Raw genomic sequence first — 20,771 nt, 5'->3', positions numbered from 1 at the left:
GCCACTACGCGTACCGGTCGAAGAGGGCCTGGAGGTAGTCCTCCAGCCTGGTCGTCAGCACGGTGGGGGTCAGATCAGTACGGCCCAGTTCACGCCAGGGACCGGCAACCTTCTGGGCGTCCGGGGCAAACGCCAGAGCGTCCAGCAAGCGCCAGTAGAGGTGCGAGGCTCGATCGTCGGACACGGTACCGCCGCCCGCGATGTACCGGTCGGCGAGGCCCATGCCGGCCGGGACGCCGTGCAGCAGAGCGAGGGCGGTCGAGCAGTGGGCGACGTCCAGGTCGGCCGGACCCCAGGAGGTTTCGACCCAGTCGAATCGGTGGCGACGACCGCCTGCAGGTAATACATCCGCTCATTCTCGCCTGGCCGCTGATCGCGGTGCGATAACGGGTATGCCGAGGTTGACCGGTGCTGCGGTCCTGGCGAGCCGACGTGTCTGGGCCCGCTTCTGGCGCAGGAAAGGACAGTGGTCCCCACGCGCACTGGGCGGTCGGATCATGGCCGAGGGGTACGGCAGGTTGCGGTCGGCGGTCGAGGGCGACGAGGCACTCCTGCCGGGGTCGCAGGCGGAAAACGGATCACCCCGGGTACGCGGGGGCAGCCACCGGCTCAACCGCCCCACCGCCCGGGGGGGCCTGCCCGCCCTCATGGAGGGTCGGCATCGGTGATCGCCGCTATGAGCCGCCACTGCGGCCCCCCGTCCCACCGCGAGACACCGAGAGCGATCCAGCGGGCCTCCACCCTCCACAGGTGGACGTACGGCGTGGTGCTGCAGAGCGCGCTCCACGGCTCGGCCACCTCCTCCCCCTCCGTGAGACGGACCAGTAAGCTCCACAGCCCGAAGGTCTGGGGCGGGCCCCAGCGGGCCTCGAGCACGGAGGCCAGGCCCTCGCACTCCGCAACGGTCTGCCCCTCCGGCTCGGACTCCGCATCCGCGCCGGGCGGGCGGCTCCCGTCGCCGTGGCCGGAACCCTCATCGCCCTTCAGGACCACGAGGTGGTATCCGGAGCCGTCCGCGGCCGCACCGCGACCCAGGTCATCACCGTCGCGCCGGGCGGGAAACGCACGAGTCCTCAACAGGTCGATGGTGGCCAGGTTCTGAGCGGTGGTCATGACATCAGTAAACCCGCTGCCACTGACAGCCGGACGTCCGCCGCCGTTGGCCGGCCGACCGGAAGCGCGGCAGCAGTACGCGGCGCTCCGGGCCGCCGGCCGAGCCGGTCACCTCCCGTCTCAGGGCGGGCGGTCCCGCTCGGGCAGACGGCCCGCGGAATTGCGGCCACGAGCGACGTCCTGGTCCGTCGGGCCGAGCTCGTCGGCCTGATCCGGAACGGACCTCCACAGCCACTCGCCCACCGCCCGGCCACCCGGTACCATCCGGCAGACACGCGCACGAGCTGAGCTGGGAGGACACACGTTGGGGCGGCTGACCGGCGGGGACCCCTCCCTTCTGCGGCGGATCAACTCCGCAGTGGTGCTCCACGCGCTGCGGGGCGCGGAGTTTCCGACCCTCACCGATCTCACCCGGATCACCGGTCTCTCCCGGCCGACGGTCGAGGGAGTGATCGACGGGCTCATGGTGGCGGGCCTCGTGGTGGAGGACGCCCCGGAGGAGAGCGAGGCACGCCGGCAGGGGCGTCCGGCGCGCAGATTCCGCTTCCGGGCGGAGGCCGGGCACCTCCTGGGCATCGAGATCGGGCCGCACCGGGTCGCTGCCCTGCTCTCCGGGCTCGACGGACGCATCATCTGCGCCGGGTCCCGTGAGGTGGCGGAGACCGCGTCGGCGGACGAACGGCTCGAACGGGTGCGGATCACAGTGGCCGATGTGCTGCGCCGGGCCGGGGTCGCGCGGAGCAGCCTGCGTGCGGTCGGTGTGGGCAGCCCCGGGATCGTGGAGGCGGACGGAACCGTACGCCTGGGGACGGCGCTTCCCGAGTGGACGGGGCTGGCACTCGGCGAGCGGCTCCGGCGCTCCTTCCGCTGTCCGGTACTGGTGGAGAACGACGCCAACGCCGCCGCGGTGGCGGAGCACTGGAAGGGCGCGGCAGCCGATTCCGACGACATCGTCTTCGTGCTCGCCGGACTCAGCCCCGGCGCGGGCTCATTGATCGGCGGACGGCTGCACCGCGGTTTCGGCGGCGCGGCCGGCGAGATCGGCGCGCTGCATCTGCTGGGCCGCGGGGTGACCCCGGAGAAACTGCTGTCGACCACGGACGAGCCGCTGCACCCTCTGGACGAGGCCGCGGTGGCCGAGGTCTTCGCGCATGCCAAACGAGGTGACCCGCGGGCCCAGGCTGCGGTGGAGCGTTTCATCCAGCGACTGGTGCACGATGTGGCGGCGCTGGTCCTGGCACTCGACCCGGAGCTGGTCGTGGTCGGCGGCTGGGCGGCCGGGCTCGACGGTGTGCTCGAGCCGTTGCGCGGCGAGCTGGCCCGCTATTGCCTGCGGCCGCCGCGGGTGACGCTCTCGCTGCTCGGCGACTCCGCCATCGCCACCGGCGCGCTGCGCCTGGCTCTCGACCATGTCGAGGAGCAGCTCTTCGCGGTGGAGGGAACGGCCACGGCCCGCCGCTGAAGACGGCGGGCCGTGGCGTCCGGATCGGGGACCGCCCGGTGGAGAGCACACAGCTCCCGGCGGGTCAGGACGCCTTCTTGCTCTCCGGTGTGTGGTCGCTGATCTCCAGGTCGCCCGAGTCGCCGAAGGTGAGCCGGCAGGTGTCGGCCCGGTAGGTGGCCATCGACAGGGCTACGGTCCTGCCCTCGGCCAGATACCTGGTGGTCACGACGAGGACCGGCGCGCCGGGCAGCCGGTCGAGTTCCTTGGCGTCATCGGCACGCGCGGAGCCGAGTTCGACCGCGCGGTCCTGGCCCTCCAGGCTGAGGTGCTGCAGCTCACGCATGACGCTTCGCGCCCGTGCGGGTCCCGAGGGGGCGTCTATGGCGGAGAGTTCGGGAACCGATGCCTTCGGTACGTACAGCAGTTCCGCGGCGACGGACTGGCCGTGCGTCATCCGGATCCTGCGTACGGTGTACACCTCTTCGCCGCCGTCCACGCCCAGCGTCCTGGCCACCGCGGCCGGCGGGACGGCGGTCGCGCATTCGATGGGCTGCCACGCGTCGTCAGAGGCTCCCGGCCAGGTCTGCTGCGTGGTCGACACATCGACACCCACCCGCGGCGGGGCGACCGTGGTGCCGACTCCGCGGCGGCGCTGCAGTCTGCCTTCGAGCTCCAGCTGTTCCAGTGCCTGGCGCAGGGTGGCCCGGGCTACGCCGAACCGGGCGGCCAGCTCACGCTCGTTGGGCAGGATCTCGCCGACGGCGAAGTCCGAGTCCAGCGCCTCACTGAGGAGGGTCTTGAGATGCCAGTACTTCGGCTCCGGCACCGATTCCAGCTGCGTGGTCCCCACCCTGATCCTCCGCAATCGCCGTGTCCCCGGCGGCTTTTCCATGCCCTTGTTTATTAAAGGTTCTTGCACTATCTCTGCGAGGGTAGGGCGCCGCACCCCCTTGGTCAAGACCAATCCTTCCTCGATTACGCGGCGAAGTCGCGCTCTGCCACGGACCGTTCACAGTACGTTCTCGTGGATGCATGAAGAGGACAGCAGGAAGCCCCGCGTCCGGAAACGAACACGGGGCGGCGGCCGGCGGTCCCGGCCGCTGGGACAACCGGAGCGTCCTCCCTCTCGGCTCTACTTCACAGGGAGGAGCGCGAGCTTGTCCGGATTGCGCACGATGTATATGCAGGCGATCCGGCCGTCGACGACCTCCGCCTGGAGCATGCTGTCCACCCGGCCACCGGACAGCAGCAGCAGCGACGGAGCCCCATTGAGCTCGACAAACCTGAACTCCGGATCGTCGACGCCCTTCTCCGCGACACCGATGACGAACCGGCCGACCTTGTCCGCGCTCTCGATGATCCGCAGGGGCGCCCTGGATTTGCCCCCACTGTCCCCGATGAGCCGTACACCGGGCGCGAGCAGTGCGAGCAGACCCCCGAGGTCGCCTCCGGCGGCCGCGGCCAGAAACCGCTCCGTCAGATCACGGCGTTCGGCCGGGTCGACGTCGTAGCGCGGCTTGCGTTCCTCCACATGGCGGCGAGCCCGCGCGGCGAGCTGGCGCACGGCCGCTTCCTCACGGTCGAGGACGGCAGCGATCTCCACATAGGGGAACCCGAAGGCCTCCCGCAGCACGAACACCGCACGCTCGAGCGGGGAGAGCGATTCCAGCACCACCAGCACGGCGAAGGAGACGGACTCCGCGAGGACGGTGCGCTCCGCGGTGTCGGGGACGGCACCCCCGAAGTCGGTGACGAGCGGCTCGGGCAGCCAGGGCCCCACGTACGCCTCGCGCCGCGACTGTGCACGGCGCAACCGGTCGATGGCGAGCCGGGTCGCGATCCGCACCAGATACGCCCTCGGCTCGCGTACGTCCTCTCGGCTGTCCGCCGACCAGCGCAGCCAGGTCTCCTGCACCACGTCCTCGGCGTCGGCCACCCGCCCGAGCATGCGGTAGGCCACGCCGGTCAGTACGGAGCGGTGTTCTTCGAAAGCATCGGTCTCGGTGTCGGTCGCCACCGCTCCATCCCAGCCCACCGATCACCGGGTGTCCAGAAGGAATCGCCGGAACCCTGCCGGCTCCCCCTGTCGGGCGGGGGTCTTGAAGTACAAGCTACTGAGGAGTATTTCTTGCTGACGCGGTGTCTCATCGCCGTGCCGGACCCTCAGGAATCCCGACCGCAGGGAGCAGCATGACCACCCAGGTCTCATTCAGCATCGACACCCCCCGCGGACGGCGGCCGCTCTCCGTTGCCTACCGGCGCTCCGGAACCGGCGCACCCCTGCTGCTGCTGCACGGCATAGGCCACCACCGCCAGGCCTGGGATCCGGTGGTGCACATTCTCGCCGCCGAGCGCGATGTGATCGCCGTCGATCTCCCGGGCTTCGGCGAATCGCCCGCACTGCCCGAAGCCGTACCGTACGGCCTGAGCTCCGTGGTGCCGGTGCTCAGTGCGATGTGCGAGGCCCTTGGGGTCGATCGGCCTCATGTCGCGGGGAACTCCCTGGGCGGGCTGATCGCGCTCGAGCTGGGTCACCGCAAGCTCGCGCGTTCCGTCACCGCTCTGTCGCCGGCCGGTTTCTGGTCACAGGGCGAACGGCGCTACGCCTTCTCGGCCCTGAGCGCGATGCGGTACGGCGCGAAGGCGCTGCCGCTCCCGATCATCGAGCGGCTGTCCCGGTCGGCGGCCGGCCGAGCGGCACTGACCGGCACCATCTACGCCAGGCCCGGCCGCCGTTCACCCGAGGCCGTCGTCTCCGAGACCCTGGCGCTGCGCACCGCGACCGGCTTCGACGAAACGCTCGCCGCCGGCCGGGACGTGTTCTTCACCGGTGAGGTGAGCGAGGTTCCGGTGACCGTGGCCTGGGGGGACAAGGACCGGCTGCTGCTGCGCCGGCAGGGGATCAGGGCGAAGCACACCATCCCCGGGGCCCGGCTCGTCCGGCTGCCCGGTTGCGGCCATGTCCCGATGAACGATGATCCCGCCCTGGTGGCCCGGGTCATCCTGGACACCAGCAGCTGAGCGACCCAGGAGCACACCGGAGCCCGCGCCCGGACGGCTCACATCGAGTGTGAGCGCATGCTGTCACCACCCCGGCGCACCAGTCTCGGGCACAGCCTGCTCCGCCTGCCGTCGCTCCGAACCGGGGCGACAGGAGCCGGCGTGACGGTGTGTGCGCTGTCCAGCCCCGGGAACCGAGCGTCCCCGGGGCTGCGTCGTACACCTCGTACTCGGCTACGCGCATCCGGCGCCTTCGGCGGTCGCTCTCGGCATCCGACTGCCGGCAGGAACCAAATGACGTCGCCGGCGGTTCACTTGGGGTGAGGAGGTACGTTCAATGGCAGTCTCATCACCATGGGACAGGGAACCTCGCACCCCACGTCATTCACGGGAGGTAAAGGTTACCAATCAACCAAAAGCACACTTAACCCATCAGTCACAGACTGTTCGCGATCAGGCAACACCGTCGCGCAACAGTGAGGGCATGACTGATGTGACTTCCGCGAAGAGTGCCCGCCGCCCGCACCACTGGCGCCGGGATCTCATCGAGCTCGCCGCCCTGTTCAGCGCCGTCGCCCTCGCCGACGTCATCGCCAATCTCGTGGTGCACGCGCCCGACGGCCCAGTGCTTCTGGTCACCGCGGCCGTGGCACTTGGCTGCACCGCCGCGTTCCACATCTGGTGGTCCCAGCGGCACAGCCACGCCCCGCCGGGGGAACCCTCCGGCGCCGCATCGCAGAGCGAGCAGGAGATTCCAGAACCCGAGACCGCGTTGTGGCGGATGCGCACGACGGTGCGGGACGAGCCCGGCAGTCTCGCTGCCCTCTGCACAGCGCTGGCCCGCAGCCGGGTGGACATCCTGACCCTGCAGACCCATCCGCTCGCGGACGGCACGGTCGACGAGTTCCTGCTGCGCGCTCCCGCGGCCTTCCAGGCCCAGCAGCTCGGTCACGAAGTAGCCGCCGCCGGCGGACACGACACCTGGATCGAGCGCGCCGACGCGCATGACCTGGTCGACACGCCGACCCGCGTACTCGCCCTCGCCACTCGAACCGCACTGGACGCCGCGGAGCTGCCGCTCGCGCTGCGCCAGTTGCTCGGCCGCTGCACGATCCACTCGCTTCCCGCCACTTCCGTACATGCCTCCCCAGCGGGAGAGCAGACACCCGTGGAGGGTGTCCTGGAGGAGACCGTCATGCGACTGCGTGACCCCTCCGGCGGTGCCATCACCGTCGAGCGGCCCTATCTCCCCTTCACCCCCACCGAGTTCGCCCGTGCCCGTGCCCTGGTCGAACTGGATGCCCGCCTCGGCCCCCGGATGCCGCACAGCCAGGATGTGTGCACTCTCCCCGAGGGCAACGAGATCACCGTGCGCAGGGCGGGGCCGGACGACGCGAAGGCCGCCCGCGCCATGCACGACCGTTGCTCCGAGCGGACGCTGAGCCTTCGATACCACGGCCCGGTGGGAGACGCGGACCGCTATCTGTCCCATCTGCTGAGCCCCCGCTTCGGCCGCACCCTTGCCGTACAGACGGCGTCGGGCCGCATAGTGGCTCTCGGCCATCTGCTCTGGGACGGCGACGAGACGGAGGTCGCCCTGCTCATCGAGGACGACTGGCAGCGACGCGGTATCGGCTCCGAGCTGCTCGGCCGGCTCGTCTCGCTGGCCGTCGAGGCCGGCTGCGACAGTGTGTACGCCGTGACGCAGGCCTCCAACACCGCGATGGTCGCGGCCATGCGCGGTCTCGGCCTGCCGCTCGACTACCAGGTCGAGGAGGGCACCCTGGTGATCACCGCACGGCTGGCGGCGACACCAACACGTTCCCGCCTTCCGTACGAGCAGCCGTACGACCTGCGGAAGGAACTCCCGTACGAACAGAGTGAGCAGACGGGCCACTGAGTGCCTCGTCCAGGTCGTGCCAGAGGTCGTCGACGTCCTCGAGACCGACCGACATCCGGAGCAGTTGCTCGCTCACTCCGGCGGACGTCCGGTCTCCCTCGGCCACGATGCGGTGGCTGATGGAGGCCGGGTGCTGGATGAGACTGTCCACGCTGCCCAGACTGACCGCAGGGGTGATGAGCCGGACACCGGCGATGACCTGGTGCGGATCACCGCAGACCTCGAAGGACACCATCGCGCCGCCCACCTTCGGGTAGTGGACACGGGCGATGCGCGGGTCGGCTGCCAGCCGGGCGGCCAGTTCCGCGGCGGTCGCCGCCGCCGCCCGCACCCGCACCGGCAGCGTCGAGAGGCCGCGCAGCAGGAGGTACCCGGCCATCGGGTGGAGCACTCCGCCGGTCGCGAACCGCACCTGCCGCAGGGTCCGTGCGAACTCCTCGTCGCAGGCCACCACGCCGCCCATCACATCCCCGTGCCCGCCCAGGTACTTGGTGGCACTGTGCAGGACGATCCGGGCTCCTTCCTCCAGGGGCCGCTGGAGAACGGGTGTGGCGAAGGTGTTGTCGACCAGGAGCGGCACCGAGCCGCAGGAGTGTGCGAGCGCACTGATATCGATCTCGGCGAGAGTCGGATTGGCCGGTGTCTCCACCATCACCAGACCGGTGTCGGGACGTATCGCGTCGGCGACACCCGCCGGGTCGGTCCAGGTCACCTCCGTACCGAGAAGTCCCGCGGTGAGCAGATGGTCGCTGCAGCCGTAGAGCGGCCTGACGGCCACCACATGGCGCATCCCTCCGCCGGCCCTCGCCAGGAGGACCGCGGTGAGAGCCGCCATGCCACTGGCGAAGGCCACCGCGCTCTCGGCACTCTCCAGCCGCGCGAGCGCCGTCTCGAACCTGCCGGTGGTCGGATTGTCGAGCCGGGCGTAGACCGGCGGCCCATCGGGGCGGGCCCCGGTGGCGGCGAACTCGTCGATCCTGGCCGCCTCACCTCTGCTGTCGAACGACGGGTAGGTGGTCGACAGATCGATCGGGACGGCATGCAGGCCGAGATCCGCGAGGTCTTCGCGCCCGGCATGCACCGCTTCGGTGGCCAGCGCTCTGGAGGTGGTCGAAAGGCCCGTTTCGGCGTCTGCTCTCATGGCTGCACTCTGAACACCTGCCGGACCCTGTGGCGGATTCTCCGTGTTACGTTCGCCGAATGACCGAATCTGTCGTACTGGACCCGGTCGATCTGCAGTTGCTCGGCCTTCTGCAGAACGATGCCCGGAGCACCTACCGTGAACTCGCGGCCGAAACGGGGCTCGCCGCGTCGACCTGCCTCGACCGGGTCGCCCGGCTGCGGCGTTCCGGAGTGATCCTGGGGCATCAGCTGAGACTCGATCCGGCGAAGCTCGGCAGAGGACTCGAAGCCCTGCTCTCGGTACAGGTGCGGCCGCACCGCAGAGAGCTGGTGGGCCCCTTCGTCGAACGTATCCGGGCGCTGCCCGAATCCCGGGCGCTGTTCCATCTGACCGGCCCCGACGACTATCTGGTGCATGTGGCGGTGGCGGACACCGCCGATCTGCAGCGCCTCGTGATCGACGAGTTCACCGCACGGCGTGAGGTCGCCCGGGTCGAGACCCGGCTGATCTTCCAGCAGTGGGACTGCGGCCCGCTGCTGCCGCCGGGATGAGGTAAGGAGTCCGGCGCCGGAAGGTGCTGGCGCGGACCTCCCCGACGTACGAGGATGTCCGCATGTCACCAACTTCCAGCAGCCCCCTTCCCCGACAGGTAGCAGACGAGTACGTCGACGCCCTGATCGAACTGGACCCGATCACCGGCACGTTCCTCGGAGTCAAGGACAGCTCCAGCCGTCTTCCGGACTTCTCGCCGGCAGGGCAGGCCGCCCTCGCCGGGCTGGCGCGCAGCACGCTGGCCGCACTCGGCGAAGCGGAGCGCCGGCCGGGAGGGGCCAGCGATGTCGAACGGCGCTGCGGCAGGCTGCTGCGGGAGCGGCTGAACGCCGAACTCGCCGTGCACGATGCCGACGAGGCGCTGCGGGCCATCAGCAACATCCACTCCCCCGCGCACGCCGTGCGGGAGGTCTTCAGCGTGACCCCCACGGAGACAGAGGACGACTGGCGGGCCGTGGTCAAGAGGCTGGACGCGGTTCCGGCCGCATTCCAGGGTTATCAGGAATCTCTGGCGCTCGGCCTCGAGCGAGGGCTGCTCGGCCCGCCGCGGCCGACCGAGACCTTCGTCGGGCAGCTCACCGAGTGGGCGGGTTCCGGCGCCGGCAGCAAGGGCTGGTTCGAGGAGTTCGCGGCCGCCGGGCCGGATTCGCTGCGCGGGGAGCTCGACACCGCGGCCCGCGGAGCGACCGAGGCGATCGTGGTTCTCCGTGACTGGGTGCGCGATGTGTACGCCCCCGCGGTCGAGGACGCGCCGGACACCGTGGGCCGCGAGCGATATGCCCGCTGGTCGCGCTACTTCAACGGCACCGACCTGGACCTGGACGAGGCCTACGCCTACGGCTGGTCCGAATACCACCGGCTGCTGGCCGAGATGCGAACCGAGGCGGAGAAGATCCTGCCTGGCGCCGGCCCCTGGGAGGCGCTCGCCCACCTCGATGAGCACGGCACGCACATCGAGGGTGTCGATGAGGTCCAGAAGTGGCTTCAGGGCCTGATGACGGACGCCATGGAAGCCCTGGACGGAACCCACTTCGAACTCGCCGACCGGGTGCGGAAGGTGGAGTCCCGGATCGCGCCGCCGGGAGGCGCCGCGGCGCCGTACTACACGCCTCCTTCGGAGGACTTCTCCCGCCCGGGACGCACCTGGCTGCCGACCATGGGCGAGACCCGCTTCCCGGTGTACGACCTCGTCTCCACCTGGTACCACGAGGGCGTGCCGGGCCACCATCTGCAGCTGGCGCAGTGGGTGCATGTGGCGGACCAGCTCTCCCGCTACCAGGCGAGTGTCGGCATGGTCAGCGCCAATGCCGAGGGCTGGGCGCTGTATGCGGAGCGGCTGATGGACGAGCTGGGTTTCCTGCCCGACGCGGAGCGCAGACTCGGCTATCTCGACGCGCAGATGATGCGCGCCTGCCGGGTCATCGTGGACATCGGTATGCACCTGGAGCTGGAGATCCCGGCGGATTCGCCGTTCCATCCGGGCGAGCGCTGGACACCCGGACTGGCACAGGAGTTCTTCGGCAACCACAGCGGCCGCCCCGCCGACTTCGTGGAGAGCGAGCTCATCCGCTATCTGTCGATGCCCGGCCAGGCCATCGGCTACAAGCTGGGCGAGCGTGCCTGGATGCTGGGCAGGGAGAACGCGCGCAAGGCGCACGGCGACTCCTTCGACGCGAAGGCCTGGCACATGGCCGCGCTGTCCCAGGGCTCGCTCGGCCTGGACGATCTCGTCGATGAGCTGTCCAAGCTGTAGGACACCACCTCCGGCGGTTGCCGGGGCCTGCGCAACGCGCGGGCCCCGGCAGCCACCGGTCGCAGGCCGGTCAACAGCCGCAGTCCCCGGCCCCGGCCGGTGCGGTCAGCGGGTCGGCGTCGCGCTTCGCGGCGCCTTCCCGGGTCTCGTAGCCGAAACCCTCACGTACCCAGTACTCGAAGCCTCCCAGCATCTCCTTCACCCGGTAGCCGAGTTCGGCGAGGGCGAGCGCGGCGCGGGACGCACCGTTGCAGCCGGGACCCCAGCAGTAGGTGAGGCCGGCTACACGGAGCTCGCCCGGGCTGTCGCCATGTCGGCAAGCGCGGTGACCGAGCGGGTGCGACGGCTGGAGGAGACCGGGGTCATCTCCGGTTACACAGCGGTCGTCGAGCAGGAACAGCTGGGGATGCCCATCCTGGCCTTCGTCCGGCTGCGGTATCCGAACGGCAACTACAAGCCGTTTCACGATCTGCTGGAGACGACGACCGAGATCCTCGAGGCACACCATGTCACCGGCGACGACTGCTTCATGCTGAAGGTCGCCGCCCGCTCGATGACGCACCTGGAGGAAGTCTCCGGCCGCGTCGGATCGCTCGGCTCGGTGACCACCAGCGTTGTCTGCTCCTCCCCGCTTCCGCGTCGCCCTCTCAGCCCGTGACGGCTGCTCCGCGGTGCCGCACCGCCGAACCGTGCCGCTCCTTGACGATCTCCAGCTGAGCGGGGATCCGACGGCGCAGATCGGCGACATGGCTGACGATTCCGACGCTGCGGTCCCTTTCGCGCAGCGAGTCCAGCACGTCCAGCACCTCGTCGAGCGTCTGCTCGTCCAGGCTCCCGAAACCCTCGTCGATGAAGAGCGTGTCGAGCCGCACACCGCCCGCCTCGTCGGTGACGACGTCGGCCAGGCCGAGTGCCAGGGCCAGTGAGGCGAAGAAGGTCTCCCCGCCGGAGAGCGTCGCGGTGTCCCGCTCCTGCCCGGTCCAGGCGTCCACGACATGCAGCCCGAGCCCGGACCTGGTGCGCCCGCCTTCCCTGGCGTCGGAGTGCACCAGGGTGTAGCGGCCCGACGACATCCGGCGCAGCCGGGCGGTGGCGGCGGCCGCGACCTGCTCAAGCCGGGCCGCCAGCACGTACGACTCGAGGCGCATCCGGCGTTCGTTGTCCGCGGAGGTGCCCGCGGTGAGCGTGGCCATGCGCGCCACCCTGTCGTACTCGGCGCGAAGAGGCCCCAGGCGGCGCAGCTCTTCGGTGAACTGCTGGGCCAGTCGGGCCAGCGCGGCGCATCGTTCACCGGCGGCGTCGAGAGCCGAAGCGGTGTCCCTGACGGCGCGCTCTGCGGCGTCCAGAGTCTGCCGGGCCGCTTGTGGCGCGGCCGGGGGCAGTTCGGCGGCGGCCGAGGCGTCCTGTTCGGCGAGCCGTTCGGCCACAGCGGCCTCCTCGGCCTGCCAGGCGTCCAGCGCGCGCTGCATCGCGCTGTGCTCCGCGTCTCCGGCCAGCGCTTCCGATGCCGCCAGGGGGGTGTCGAACCCCGCCCGGAAAGCGGCGTCGGCCAGCCGGTCGTCGGCCTCCTTGAGCCGCCGGGCGGTGGTGCCGACGGCGCGGACCGCCTCTGCGGCCTCGCCGAGGAGGAGCACCCGTCGCTGGAGCTGTGAGGCGTGTTCGGCGACGCTGCGGGACTCGCCCCGCGCCCGGGTCAACTCCTCCTCCAGTGCGCCCTGTTCGCGCTCCAGGGCCTCCCGGTGCGATGTTCTGGCGGCGGATCTCCGCTCGGCCTGCTGCTGCGTGGCGACCCGCTCGGTGTGTTCACGTGCGGCACGGTCCTGCGCCTCCCGCGCGGCGTGCATGTCCGCCGCCAGACCGTGCGCCCCGGCATGCTGCTGCTGCAACTCGCCCACCAGCCGCTCGACTTCACCGGCAGTCGCGTCGCCCGCCCCGGCACGTGCCTCGGCCACCGATTCCCGCAGGGCGCCGAGTGCGCGCTCCGCCTGCGCCCGGTCCCGCTCGGCCCGGGTGTGTTCCTCGTACGCCGCTTCCTCCGCCGCGCGGTCCACCTGGCCGGCCGCGGCCCGGGCCGGCTCCGGGTGCTCCGTCGCACCGCAGACCGCGCAGGCCTGCCCCGGCGTCAGACCGGCCGCCAACTCGGCTGCGATACCGCGGAGTCGGCGCTCCCTGAGGTCGAGCCAGGTCTCGCGCGCGGAGTTCGCCCGTTCACGGGCGGCGCGCAGCAGATCGCCGGCATCGGCTGCTTCGGCCTCGCGCCGGTCGCGAAGCCGCGCCGCTTGCAGCCTCAGCCGGGCCGGTTCCAGCTGCCCGGCCAGCTGCTCCGCGCGGGTGGCCGCGTCCTGCGCCGCGTCGATCCGGTCCTGGCAGCGGCGGCTTTCGGCTTCCCAGTCCGCGAGCCGGCCCTCGGTTTCCCGGATCAGTTCGTCGTCCGCAGCGGCCTGCCGGTCAAGTCGCGCTCGCTCCTCGGAGATCGCGGCGCTGCGCCGCTCGGCCCTCCGGGCCGCTTCGAGAGCGCCCAATTCCTGCTGGGCTCCCGCCTCCAGGGCGGAGAGCTGTTCGGCCCCGGCGTCGGCCTCCCCTGCGGGGAGCCGCCCCCTGATGTTCTCCCACGCAACGACAGCCCTGCGGTGTTCGTGTCCCGCGCGCTCGCGCTGCGACAGCGGATCGGCGATCCGCTCGGCCCTGCGCGCCCTTTCCAGCCGCTCGCGCAGCCGGTCGCCCTCCGGGGCGCGGGCGATGAGCCCCTCGGCCCGCCTGCGCGTCTCGTCGAACCGCTGCTGAAGTCGGGCGAGTTCCCGCTCGTTCTCCAGCGCGTGCCGCGCGACGGCCTGCCTGCTCTCGGCCGCGGACACCGCGCACTGCGCGATGTCCAGCCGCTCGCGCGCCCCGCTGCGGGCGACCGCCGCCCATTCCAGCACGGCTCCGGCGAGCCCGGGGTCGCCCGGCCGGTGCTGCGGCAGGGGCCATCCGCCCGCGGAGTCGCCTGCCGCCTCCGCCATCCGGTGCGCGAGAGTGAGCAGCCGGGTGTCGCCCGCGAGCACTCCGGCCTCCGCCGCCCGGCGCAGTTCCGCGAGACGTTCCTCCACGGCGGCAAAACGGCGGGTGTCGAAGAGCCGGCCGAGCAGCTTGCCCCGCGCCTCCGCGTCGGCCCGCAGAAACCGCGCGAAGTCTCCCTGGGGCAACAGCACCACCTGGCAGAACTGCTCACGGCTCATGCCGAGGAGCTGAGTGATCTCCTCGCCGATCTCCTGGTGCGACCGGCTCAGCGGCTGCCAGCCCCCGCCCTGCGGATCGTATTCACGCAGCCGGCTCTGCGCCTTCTCCGTGACGAATCCGGCGCCGCGCTTCTTGGGGCGCGGCTGGGCCGGGCTGCGGGTGATCTCGAGCCGGCGTCCGCCGGCCGTGAGATCGAGGCAGACCTCGGTGAGGTCTGCCACCGGGGCGTGGTCACTGCGAAGCGATGCCCCCGGCCCCTGTCTGGCGCCGGGCACCGCCCCGTACAGGGCATAGCAGACCGCGTCGAGCACCGAGGTCTTGCCGGCGCCGGTCGGGCCGTGGAGCAGAAAGAGTCCGGCTGCGGACAGCGCGTCGAAGTCGACTTCCTGAGTGCCGCCGAAAGGTCCGAAAGCGGTGATCCGCAGGGTGTGGAGTCTCATCGGGCCACCTCGCGCAGCCCGTCGTCCACCCGTACGTGGTCGATGGCACCGGACAGGACTCCGCGTTCCGCTTCGTCGGGCCCCGTTCCGCCGCGCACATGTGCCACGAAGTCCTCAGCGATCTGCTGGTCGGTGCGGCCCTTGAGCCGTTGTGCGTATGTGGCGGAGGAGCCCTGCTCCGTGTGGTCGGGCTCGAAGACCAGGCTGAGCGTGTGCGGGAAGCGCCGGGTCAGTCCGGCCATGGGTTCCGGGGGCCGAACGGGGTCGGTGAGCGTCGCCTCCACCCAGGATTCCTCGTGCTGTTCCAGCGACGGGTCGTCCAGCAGCTCCGCCAGTCTGCCGCGGATGCGGGCGAGCCGTCTGGGGACGGGACAGTCGATCCGCTCCGCGGTGATCTCCCCGGCGGGCCCGAGGTCGATCAGCCACATGGTCTTGCGGTGAGCGGCCTCGGAGAAGGAGTAGGCGAGCGGAGAGCCCGAGTAACGCACCCGGTCCGAAAGGGTCTGGCTGCCGTGCAGATGCCCCAGCGCGACATAGTCGACGCCGTCGAACACACCGGCGGGCACGGCCGCCACGCCGCCGACGGTGATGTCCCGTTCACTCTCGCTGGGCTCACCGCCGGCCACGAAGGCGTGGGCCAGGACCACGGACCGGGTGCCCGCTGCGCGCTGCGCGAGATCGTCCCGCACCCCGGCCATCGCGGCTGCGATCACCGCTTCGTGACCAGCCTTCGCCGCCCCCAGCTGGTCGCGCACCAGAGCAGGTTCGAGATACGGCAGTCCGTAGAGTGCGACGGCGCCATGAGCGTCGGAGAGCAGCACCGGGGTGGCGCAGCCGGCCGGATCGGTCCGCAGATGTATACCGGCCCGCTGGATGAGGCCCGCGCCGACCCCCAGTCTGCGCGCCGAGTCGTGGTTTCCCGAGATCATGACCGTCGGTACGCCGGCCCCGGCGAGGCGGTGCAGTGCCCGGTCGAACAGCTCGACGGCGGCGAGCGGCGGTACGGCACGGTCGTAGACATCCCCGGCGACCAGGACCGCGTCCACATCACGCTCACGCACCGTGGCCACCAGATGGTCCAGGTACGCGGCCTGGGCATCGAGAAGCCCGACCCGGTGGAAGGACCGTCCCAGGTGCCAGTCCGACGTGTGCAGCAACCTCATGATCCCTGAGGTTAACCGGGAGGTCCGACAGCACGGGCGGCTACTCCCGTATCCGGACGGTCAGGCATCTCCGTACGCCTCGGAACCAAGCTCCAGCACCGCGTCCCCCGCGGTGGTGTCCGCGAGCCACCCGCGGAAGGTCTCCACGTCCGCGTCCGGCAGTGCGACCTCGATCGCCACGGCGTCCGTGTACCGCACCTCGCGCACCGCGCGGCCGGACGCGCGCAGCTCGTTCTCCAGCTTCCCCGCGCGCTGGTGGTCGACAGTCACCGTGACCAGCCTGTATCGCTGTCTCACCACGGTGCCCAGCTCGTCCAGGGCCTCGCCGACGGCTCCCCCGTACGCCCTGATCAGACCCCCGGCGCCCAGCTTCACCCCGCCGTAGTAACGGGTGACGACAGCCACGGCGTACCGCACCTCGCGTCTCAGCAGCATCTGCAGCATCGGCACCCCTGCTGTTCCGCCGGGTTCTCCGTCGTCGCTCGCCTTCTGCACGCCGGCGTCGGCGCCGACGACGTAGGCGAAACAGTTGTGCGTCGCGGCCGGGTGCTGCCTGCGGATACGCGCGACGAACGACTGCGCCTCCTGCTCGCTCGCGGCCGGCGCCAGCGAGCAGATGAAGCGCGATCTGCTGATCTCGGTCTCATGGACGCCCTCGCGGGCGACCGTCCGGTACTGCTCCTGCATCGGCCCAGCCTATGCGCCGGTGCGGGAATGCTCTCCGCGAGCACTCCGTTGACCGGACATGCGAGCAGACACCGAGAAGGACGCGGCCCCGGAGACGATCCGCAGGATTCTCACCTCCACCGGTGACACCTGGGCGGTGGTCGGGCTCTCGAACAACACGCAGCGGGCCGCTTACGGTGTCGCCCGGGTACTCCAGCGCTTCGGCAAGCGGATCGTGCCGGTGCATCCGGCGGCGGAAACCGTCCACGGCGAGCCGGGCTACGCCTCGCTCGCCGACATTCCGTTCCCGGTCGACGTCGTCGACGTCTTCGTCAACAGCGCCCTCGCGGGACCGGTCGCCGACGAGGCGGTGGCCATCGGAGCGAGCGCCGTCTGGTTCCAGCTCGGGGTGGTCGACCGCGAGGCGTACGAACGGACGCGGACGGCCGGCCTCGACATGGTGATGGACCGGTGCCCCGCCATCGAGATCCCCTCCCTGCCCTGACACCGCCCCTACCCTCCGACTGGGGGTAACCCCCAGCAAATTCGGGGGCCGGCCCGATCGTTGGGATGATGCGCCTTCCCTAGGTTGAGGAGTGGAATCAAGGCAACGGTTCAACCCCTTTCCCGGAGGCCCCTCGTGACCACGCAAGCACTGCGGCAGAAGCGCCAGGCACACCCGCTCGTCGGGGCCTTCGTGCGCTTCGTCGTATGCGGCGGCGGGGTCGGACTCGCTTCCAGCGGCGTGCTGTTGCTCCTCGACGGCCGGTTGCCGCTGGTGATCGCCAACGCTCTGGTCACGGTCGTCTCCACGGTGATCGCGACGGAACTGCACGCACGGATATCGTTCCGCGACGAGGGCGCGGTGCGGGGTACGAAGCGGGGCTTGAGCGGCTGGGGGGTCCATCTGCGGTCCGGGCTGACCGTGGCCGTGAGCTATGGCTTCACCACGGCGGCGCTGCTGGTCCTGGAGGCGGTACGGCCCGGGCCGTCCGCGATGACCGAGCAGGCCGTGTACCTCTCGGCATCCGCCCTGGCCGGTGTCGGACGGTTCGCGGTGCTGCGGGCGGTCGTCGTCGCCGGACGCGGGCCCCGCACGACCGAGCCCGTGTCCGGTCCGGCAACCGCGGGGACGCTGGTGATGGCGGCCTGATGGGAGCTGCGGAAGCGGCCGACGGGGAACAGCCGGCCTTCAGCCTCCGAGGCCCTCGACGACCACCGCGCCCGGCAGCGATGCGAACGTCTTTCCGGGCACGATCAGCTTGCCCCGGCGACTCCCGCTGCCGACCAGCACCCACTCCAGGTCGACCACGGCCGAGTCCACGAACAGGGGCCAGTCACGGGGCAGCCCGATCGGGGTGATCCCGCCGTACTCCATACCGGTCTCACCGACCGCTGTTTCCATCGGGGCGAAGGACGCCTTGCGAGAGCCGAGTTGCCGGCGGACAGCGCCGTTCACGTCGAGGCGATGACGGGAGAGCACCACACAGGCGGCGAGCGAGACCTCGCCACCGCGCTTTCCCGCCACGACCACACAGTTCGCCGACATGTCGAGCAGTTCGGGCCCGAAGTGCTCCACGAACGCCGCGGTGTCGGCGATCGCCGGGTCACTGTCGACGAAGATCAGATCCTCCGCCGGAACCCCGCCCCGCCAGTTCCGCACCGCGTCCGCGACCGGAGCCGTGAGCTGCTCCAGGCATTCGGGGGCCGGGCGGGCATCGTCGAACGTACCGATGGGAGCGCGCATACGGCCCACGCTAACAGCCTCCGCCCGGCGCCCGGCCGACGGTCTCAGCCGACGGGCGGGATGGAGACGGCCATGGTCATCTCGACCGTCTCCGTGCCCTCGTTGCGGTACGCGTGCGCGACATTGGCCTCGAAGGTGGCGGAGGTTCCGGCAGGTACCGCGTGCGTCACCCCGTCGACGACCAGCGTCAGTTCTCCTGTCCTGACATGCAGCAGCTCGACGGTGCCAACAGGGTGGGCGTCGGACGCGCTGCCGTCGCCGGGCATCAGCCGCCAGGACCACAGTTCCAGGGGTCCGGGCGTCTCGGTGCCGACGAGCAGCGTGGTGTGGCTGCCCGCCTCCGTCCACCACATCCGGACCGCCTGGCCCTCCGGGACAACCCTGACCTGAGGGCCGCGCTCATAGTCGAGAAGAGTGGTCACGCTGACCCCGAGGGCGTCGGCAAGCTTCACGGTGGTGCCCACGCTCGGATTCGTGCGGGCCTGCTCGATCTGGATGATCATGCCCCGGCTGACCCCGGCACGAGCCGCGAGGCTGTCGAGGGTGAAGCCGCGCTCCCCTCGCCAGTGTTTGAGGTTCCGGGCGAGCGACTGCGTGAGCTGGTCGAGGTCCAACACGGTCCGTCCATTATTTTGAATGACAGAGTTCAATATATTGCACTACGGTGTGGTGCACCCGCTGGTTCACCGCACTGTACTTGGAGCCCCCGATGACGGCACTGTTCGCCCTTGCCACCAGCCTGCTCTGGGGGCTGGCCGACTTCGGCGGCGGGCTGCTCACCCGGCGGCTCCCCGCGCTGACCGTGGTGGTCGTGTCGCAGTCGGTCGCCGTGCTGGTCCTCGGATCGATGGTGGCGGCCACCGGAGGCTGGAGCGAATTCGGGCCGCAGCTGTGGTTCGCGCTGGCCGCCGGAGTCGTGGGCCCGGTGGCGATGCTGAGCTTCTACAAGGCGCTGGCACTGGGGCCGATGGGGGTGGTCTCACCGCTCGGCTCGCTGGGGGTCGCCGTGCCGGTCGGGGTCGGACTCGTGCTCGGCGAACGCCCCGGTGTACTCCAGTTCGCGGGGATCGCCGTGGCGGTGGCCGGTGTGGTGATGGCCGGCGGACCCGAACTGCGCGGAGCCTCGGTCCAGCGGCAGGCGGTCGCGCTCACCCTGGTCGCCGCCATCGGTTTCGGAGCGGTCATGGCCCTGATCTCCGAGGCATCGTCGAACCTCACCGGCCTCTTTCTCGCCCTGTTCGTCCAGCGGGTGGCGAATGTGGCGGTGGGCGGCACCGCGCTCTTCGTATCCGTCAGGCACGGCGCCCGGGCACTGCCCGAAGGCAGCGGGGCGAGGCTGATCGGACGCGCGCTGCCCGCGCTCGCCTTCGTCGGCCTGGCGGATGTCGCCGCTAACGGCACCTACTCGGTCGCCGCGCACGCGGGTCCGGTCACCGTGGCAGCGGTGCTCGCTTCGCTCTACCCGGTGATCACCGCGCTCGCCGCACGCGGCATCCTCAAGGAGCGCCTGCGTGCGGTGCAGGCTGCGGGCGCCGGGCTTGCCGTGCTGGGCACCGTCCTGCTCGCCACCGGCTGACCGGGATCCGGCCGCGCCGGCCGGCGCGCCGTGGCAGGCAGTGTTCGTCCGACGCGACGCCTGCAACGGCGCTCAGGGCTGTCCCGTTGTCCCTGGCGGGTGCGCGACGCCCGCCACGACACCTCGCCCTGTTCTCGGATCGCCGGAATACGCCCGACCATGAGAACGCTCCCGCGCCGTGCGACGCACCGCATCCGGCGCCGCCCCGCCGATCCACCACGGATCAGGGAACGGCGCTCAGGATGTTTCCGGCTCCAGGTCGGCGAGCGCGAGCAGCTGTTCCGGGGTCACACCCTCCGGGATCGGCACGGGCGCCGGCGTACGCAACGGTGGCTGCCAGCCCTTCTCCGGGTCCCAGCTCCGTACGATGCGCGCCGGCGCGCCTGCCACCACCGCATGGTCGGGCACCTCGCCCCGTACGACGGCGCCGGCCGCCACCACCACATTGCGGCCGAGCCGCGCCCCCGGCAGGATCACCGCACCGGTCCCGAGCCAGCAACCGGGCCCGATCACCACCTTCTCCATACGGGGCCACTGCTTCCCGACCGGCTCCTGCGGGTCGTCGTAGCTGTGATTCGTCGACGTGATGTACACATACGGGCCGCAGTAGGTGTCCGCGCCGATGGTGACAGTCGTATCGGCGATGACATGACTGCCCCGCCCGAGCACCACTCCGTCGCCCAGGGTGAGGACCGGCTCGGGTCCGAGATCCAGGTCGGGCATCATTCCCGCGGTCAGTGTGACCTGTTCGCCGATGATGCAGTGATCGCCCAGCTCGATCCAGGGCTCGCCGAACACGGTCCCCTGCGGGAAGGCGAGCCGGGTACCGGTCCCGATGCGCCTGAAGCGCAGCCGGCCCGGACGCTCGGCGGTCACCGCGCCCGCCCGCTGCACCCACCGCCAGCCCGTGTGCAGCACGCGGGAGGTCAGCGACGAGAACGTGTTTCTGCTCCTGAGCACCTGCCCACCGTACTCAGCCCGTCCGGCGGTGATCAGCAGGGCAGGCTGTGATCTTCAACCCAGCGTCGCTTACGGTGCCGTGGGTGCGCGAAGGGCGCGGAGCCCCGGAACGCGA

At 70.9% G+C, this 20,771-nt stretch carries 18 protein-coding genes and 3 pseudogenes; 9 read left to right on the top strand and 12 right to left on the bottom strand.

The window, feature by feature from the left end; translation table 11 throughout:
* Positions 1 to 4 precede the first annotated feature (4 nt).
* Positions 5 to 313: pseudogene (locus OHS16_RS27885) on the bottom strand (aminoglycoside phosphotransferase family protein); the annotation flags it as partial.
* 332 nt (positions 314 to 645) lie between these two features.
* The gene (locus OHS16_RS27880; protein WP_328539994.1) at positions 646 to 1,113 is read right to left on the bottom strand and encodes a hypothetical protein; all 468 of its coding nucleotides are present in this window, start codon (positions 1,111 to 1,113) and stop codon (positions 646 to 648) included.
* 304 nt (positions 1,114 to 1,417) lie between these two features.
* Here OHS16_RS27880 and OHS16_RS27875 point away from each other — a divergent pair, with 304 nt between their 5' ends.
* A complete protein-coding gene (locus OHS16_RS27875) occupies positions 1,418 to 2,575 on the top strand; it encodes an ROK family protein (RefSeq protein WP_328539993.1) in 1,158 nt (385 codons plus the stop codon).
* Between the two features lie 64 nt (positions 2,576 to 2,639).
* On the opposite strand, the gene OHS16_RS27870 is transcribed toward OHS16_RS27875, so the two are convergent.
* Both OHS16_RS27870 and sigJ read right to left on the bottom strand, forming a co-directional pair.
* Entirely contained in the window at positions 2,640 to 3,407 is a 768-nt protein-coding gene (locus tag OHS16_RS27870; protein ID WP_328539992.1) for a GntR family transcriptional regulator, read from the bottom strand.
* A 282-nt stretch (positions 3,408 to 3,689) separates the two neighbouring features.
* Positions 3,690 to 4,574: an RNA polymerase sigma factor SigJ gene (gene sigJ / locus OHS16_RS27865; RefSeq protein WP_328539991.1), complete on the bottom strand. Its 885-nt coding sequence runs from the start codon at positions 4,572 to 4,574 to the stop codon at positions 3,690 to 3,692.
* Positions 4,575 to 4,747: 173 nt separating this feature from the next.
* Here sigJ and OHS16_RS27860 point away from each other — a divergent pair, with 173 nt between their 5' ends.
* Together OHS16_RS27860 and OHS16_RS27855 are read left to right on the top strand one after the other, a co-directional pair.
* Positions 4,748 to 5,578 carry an alpha/beta fold hydrolase gene (locus OHS16_RS27860; RefSeq protein ID WP_328539990.1) on the top strand — a complete coding sequence of 277 codons (831 nt, stop codon included), beginning with the start codon at positions 4,748 to 4,750 and terminating at the stop codon, positions 5,576 to 5,578.
* A gap of 463 nt (positions 5,579 to 6,041) precedes the next feature.
* Positions 6,042 to 7,457 carry a GNAT family N-acetyltransferase gene (locus OHS16_RS27855; protein ID WP_328539989.1) on the top strand — a complete coding sequence of 472 codons (1,416 nt, stop codon included), beginning with the start codon at positions 6,042 to 6,044 and terminating at the stop codon, positions 7,455 to 7,457.
* Here the strand turns inward: OHS16_RS27855 and OHS16_RS27850 are convergent.
* Positions 7,348 to 8,598, bottom strand: coding sequence for a trans-sulfuration enzyme family protein (locus OHS16_RS27850; protein ID WP_328539988.1), 1,251 nt, complete (start codon positions 8,596 to 8,598; stop codon positions 7,348 to 7,350). The two genes, OHS16_RS27855 and OHS16_RS27850, sit on opposite strands and share 110 nt — an antisense overlap.
* Before the next feature lie 59 nt (positions 8,599 to 8,657).
* On the opposite strand from OHS16_RS27850, the gene OHS16_RS27845 reads away from it, so the two are divergent.
* Together OHS16_RS27845 and OHS16_RS27840 are read left to right on the top strand one after the other, a co-directional pair.
* On the top strand, positions 8,658 to 9,131 hold the full coding sequence (locus OHS16_RS27845; protein WP_328539987.1) for an Lrp/AsnC family transcriptional regulator: 474 nt from the start codon (positions 8,658 to 8,660) through the stop codon (positions 9,129 to 9,131).
* Between the two features lie 62 nt (positions 9,132 to 9,193).
* The gene (locus tag OHS16_RS27840; protein ID WP_328539986.1) at positions 9,194 to 10,885 is read left to right on the top strand and encodes a DUF885 domain-containing protein; all 1,692 of its coding nucleotides are present in this window, start codon (positions 9,194 to 9,196) and stop codon (positions 10,883 to 10,885) included.
* A gap of 70 nt (positions 10,886 to 10,955) precedes the next feature.
* Here the strand turns inward: OHS16_RS27840 and OHS16_RS27835 are convergent.
* Positions 10,956 to 11,165 (bottom strand): annotated as a pseudogene (locus OHS16_RS27835) (rhodanese-like domain-containing protein); the annotation flags it as partial.
* On the opposite strand from OHS16_RS27835, the pseudogene OHS16_RS27830 reads away from it, so the two are divergent.
* Positions 11,157 to 11,543: pseudogene (locus OHS16_RS27830) on the top strand (Lrp/AsnC family transcriptional regulator); the annotation flags it as partial. The pseudogenes OHS16_RS27835 and OHS16_RS27830 sit on opposite strands and share 9 nt — an antisense overlap.
* Here OHS16_RS27830 and OHS16_RS27825 read toward each other — a convergent pair.
* Genes OHS16_RS27825 through OHS16_RS27815 form a run of 3 tightly spaced genes read right to left on the bottom strand, consistent with a single transcriptional unit; the run spans position 11,533 to position 16,394 of the window.
* Positions 11,533 to 14,544, bottom strand: a complete 3,012-nt coding sequence (locus OHS16_RS27825) for an SMC family ATPase (RefSeq protein ID WP_328539985.1) — start codon at positions 14,542 to 14,544, stop codon at positions 11,533 to 11,535. The pseudogene OHS16_RS27830 and the gene OHS16_RS27825 overlap by 11 nt on opposite strands.
* Entirely contained in the window at positions 14,541 to 15,707 is a 1,167-nt protein-coding gene (locus OHS16_RS27820; RefSeq protein WP_328539984.1) for an exonuclease SbcCD subunit D, read from the bottom strand. The genes OHS16_RS27825 and OHS16_RS27820 overlap by 4 nt, the downstream gene beginning before the upstream one ends.
* Before the next feature lie 60 nt (positions 15,708 to 15,767).
* Entirely contained in the window at positions 15,768 to 16,394 is a 627-nt protein-coding gene (locus OHS16_RS27815) for a YigZ family protein (protein ID WP_328539983.1), read from the bottom strand.
* 58 nt (positions 16,395 to 16,452) lie between these two features.
* On the opposite strand from OHS16_RS27815, the gene OHS16_RS27810 reads away from it, so the two are divergent.
* A complete protein-coding gene (locus tag OHS16_RS27810; protein ID WP_328539982.1) occupies positions 16,453 to 16,878 on the top strand; it encodes a CoA-binding protein in 426 nt (141 codons plus the stop codon).
* 135 nt (positions 16,879 to 17,013) lie between these two features.
* The gene (locus OHS16_RS27805; RefSeq protein ID WP_328539981.1) at positions 17,014 to 17,526 is read left to right on the top strand and encodes a hypothetical protein; all 513 of its coding nucleotides are present in this window, start codon (positions 17,014 to 17,016) and stop codon (positions 17,524 to 17,526) included.
* Positions 17,527 to 17,565: 39 nt separating this feature from the next.
* On the opposite strand, the gene OHS16_RS27800 is transcribed toward OHS16_RS27805, so the two are convergent.
* Positions 17,566 to 18,120 carry a YbaK/EbsC family protein gene (locus tag OHS16_RS27800; RefSeq protein ID WP_328539980.1) on the bottom strand — a complete coding sequence of 185 codons (555 nt, stop codon included), beginning with the start codon at positions 18,118 to 18,120 and terminating at the stop codon, positions 17,566 to 17,568.
* A 44-nt stretch (positions 18,121 to 18,164) separates the two neighbouring features.
* On the bottom strand, positions 18,165 to 18,737 hold the full coding sequence (locus tag OHS16_RS27795; protein WP_328539979.1) for a helix-turn-helix domain-containing protein: 573 nt from the start codon (positions 18,735 to 18,737) through the stop codon (positions 18,165 to 18,167).
* Positions 18,738 to 18,829: 92 nt separating this feature from the next.
* Here OHS16_RS27795 and OHS16_RS27790 point away from each other — a divergent pair, with 92 nt between their 5' ends.
* Positions 18,830 to 19,696 (top strand): DMT family transporter, encoded by an 867-nt coding sequence (locus tag OHS16_RS27790; protein ID WP_328539978.1) that lies wholly within the window; start codon positions 18,830 to 18,832, stop codon positions 19,694 to 19,696.
* Positions 19,697 to 19,933: 237 nt separating this feature from the next.
* On the opposite strand, the gene OHS16_RS27785 is transcribed toward OHS16_RS27790, so the two are convergent.
* Positions 19,934 to 20,656: an acyltransferase gene (locus OHS16_RS27785; protein ID WP_328539977.1), complete on the bottom strand. Its 723-nt coding sequence runs from the start codon at positions 20,654 to 20,656 to the stop codon at positions 19,934 to 19,936.
* Positions 20,657 to 20,771 lie beyond the last annotated feature (115 nt).

The sequence above is a fragment of the Streptomyces sp. NBC_00344 genome (assembly GCF_036088315.1).
Taxonomy (GTDB): domain Bacteria; phylum Actinomycetota; class Actinomycetes; order Streptomycetales; family Streptomycetaceae; genus Streptomyces.
The sequence above is the reverse complement of the archived record's forward strand: the minus strand, read 5'-3'. Positions and strand labels throughout refer to the sequence as shown.

What these genes read in the sequence shown, in the direction of transcription:
- OHS16_RS27880 (WP_328539994.1), bottom strand. Translation starts at nt 1,113, where the DNA reads ATGACCACCGCTCAGAACCTGGCCACCATCGACCTGTTGAGGACTCGT.
- OHS16_RS27860 (WP_328539990.1), top strand. Translation starts at nt 4,748, where the DNA reads ATGACCACCCAGGTCTCATTCAGCATCGACACCCCCCGCGGACGGCGG.
- OHS16_RS27855 (WP_328539989.1), top strand. Translation starts at nt 6,042, where the DNA reads ATGACTGATGTGACTTCCGCGAAGAGTGCCCGCCGCCCGCACCACTGG.
- OHS16_RS27850 (WP_328539988.1), bottom strand. Translation starts at nt 8,598, where the DNA reads ATGAGAGCAGACGCCGAAACGGGCCTTTCGACCACCTCCAGAGCGCTG.
- OHS16_RS27845 (WP_328539987.1), top strand. Translation starts at nt 8,658, where the DNA reads ATGACCGAATCTGTCGTACTGGACCCGGTCGATCTGCAGTTGCTCGGC.
- OHS16_RS27840 (WP_328539986.1), top strand. Translation starts at nt 9,194, where the DNA reads ATGTCACCAACTTCCAGCAGCCCCCTTCCCCGACAGGTAGCAGACGAG.
- OHS16_RS27825 (WP_328539985.1), bottom strand. Translation starts at nt 14,544, where the DNA reads ATGAGACTCCACACCCTGCGGATCACCGCTTTCGGACCTTTCGGCGGC.
- OHS16_RS27820 (WP_328539984.1), bottom strand. Translation starts at nt 15,707, where the DNA reads ATGAGGTTGCTGCACACGTCGGACTGGCACCTGGGACGGTCCTTCCAC.
- OHS16_RS27815 (WP_328539983.1), bottom strand. Translation starts at nt 16,394, where the DNA reads ATGCAGGAGCAGTACCGGACGGTCGCCCGCGAGGGCGTCCATGAGACC.
- OHS16_RS27810 (WP_328539982.1), top strand. Translation starts at nt 16,453, where the DNA reads ATGCGAGCAGACACCGAGAAGGACGCGGCCCCGGAGACGATCCGCAGG.
- OHS16_RS27800 (WP_328539980.1), bottom strand. Translation starts at nt 18,120, where the DNA reads ATGCGCGCTCCCATCGGTACGTTCGACGATGCCCGCCCGGCCCCCGAA.
- OHS16_RS27790 (WP_328539978.1), top strand. Translation starts at nt 18,830, where the DNA reads ATGACGGCACTGTTCGCCCTTGCCACCAGCCTGCTCTGGGGGCTGGCC.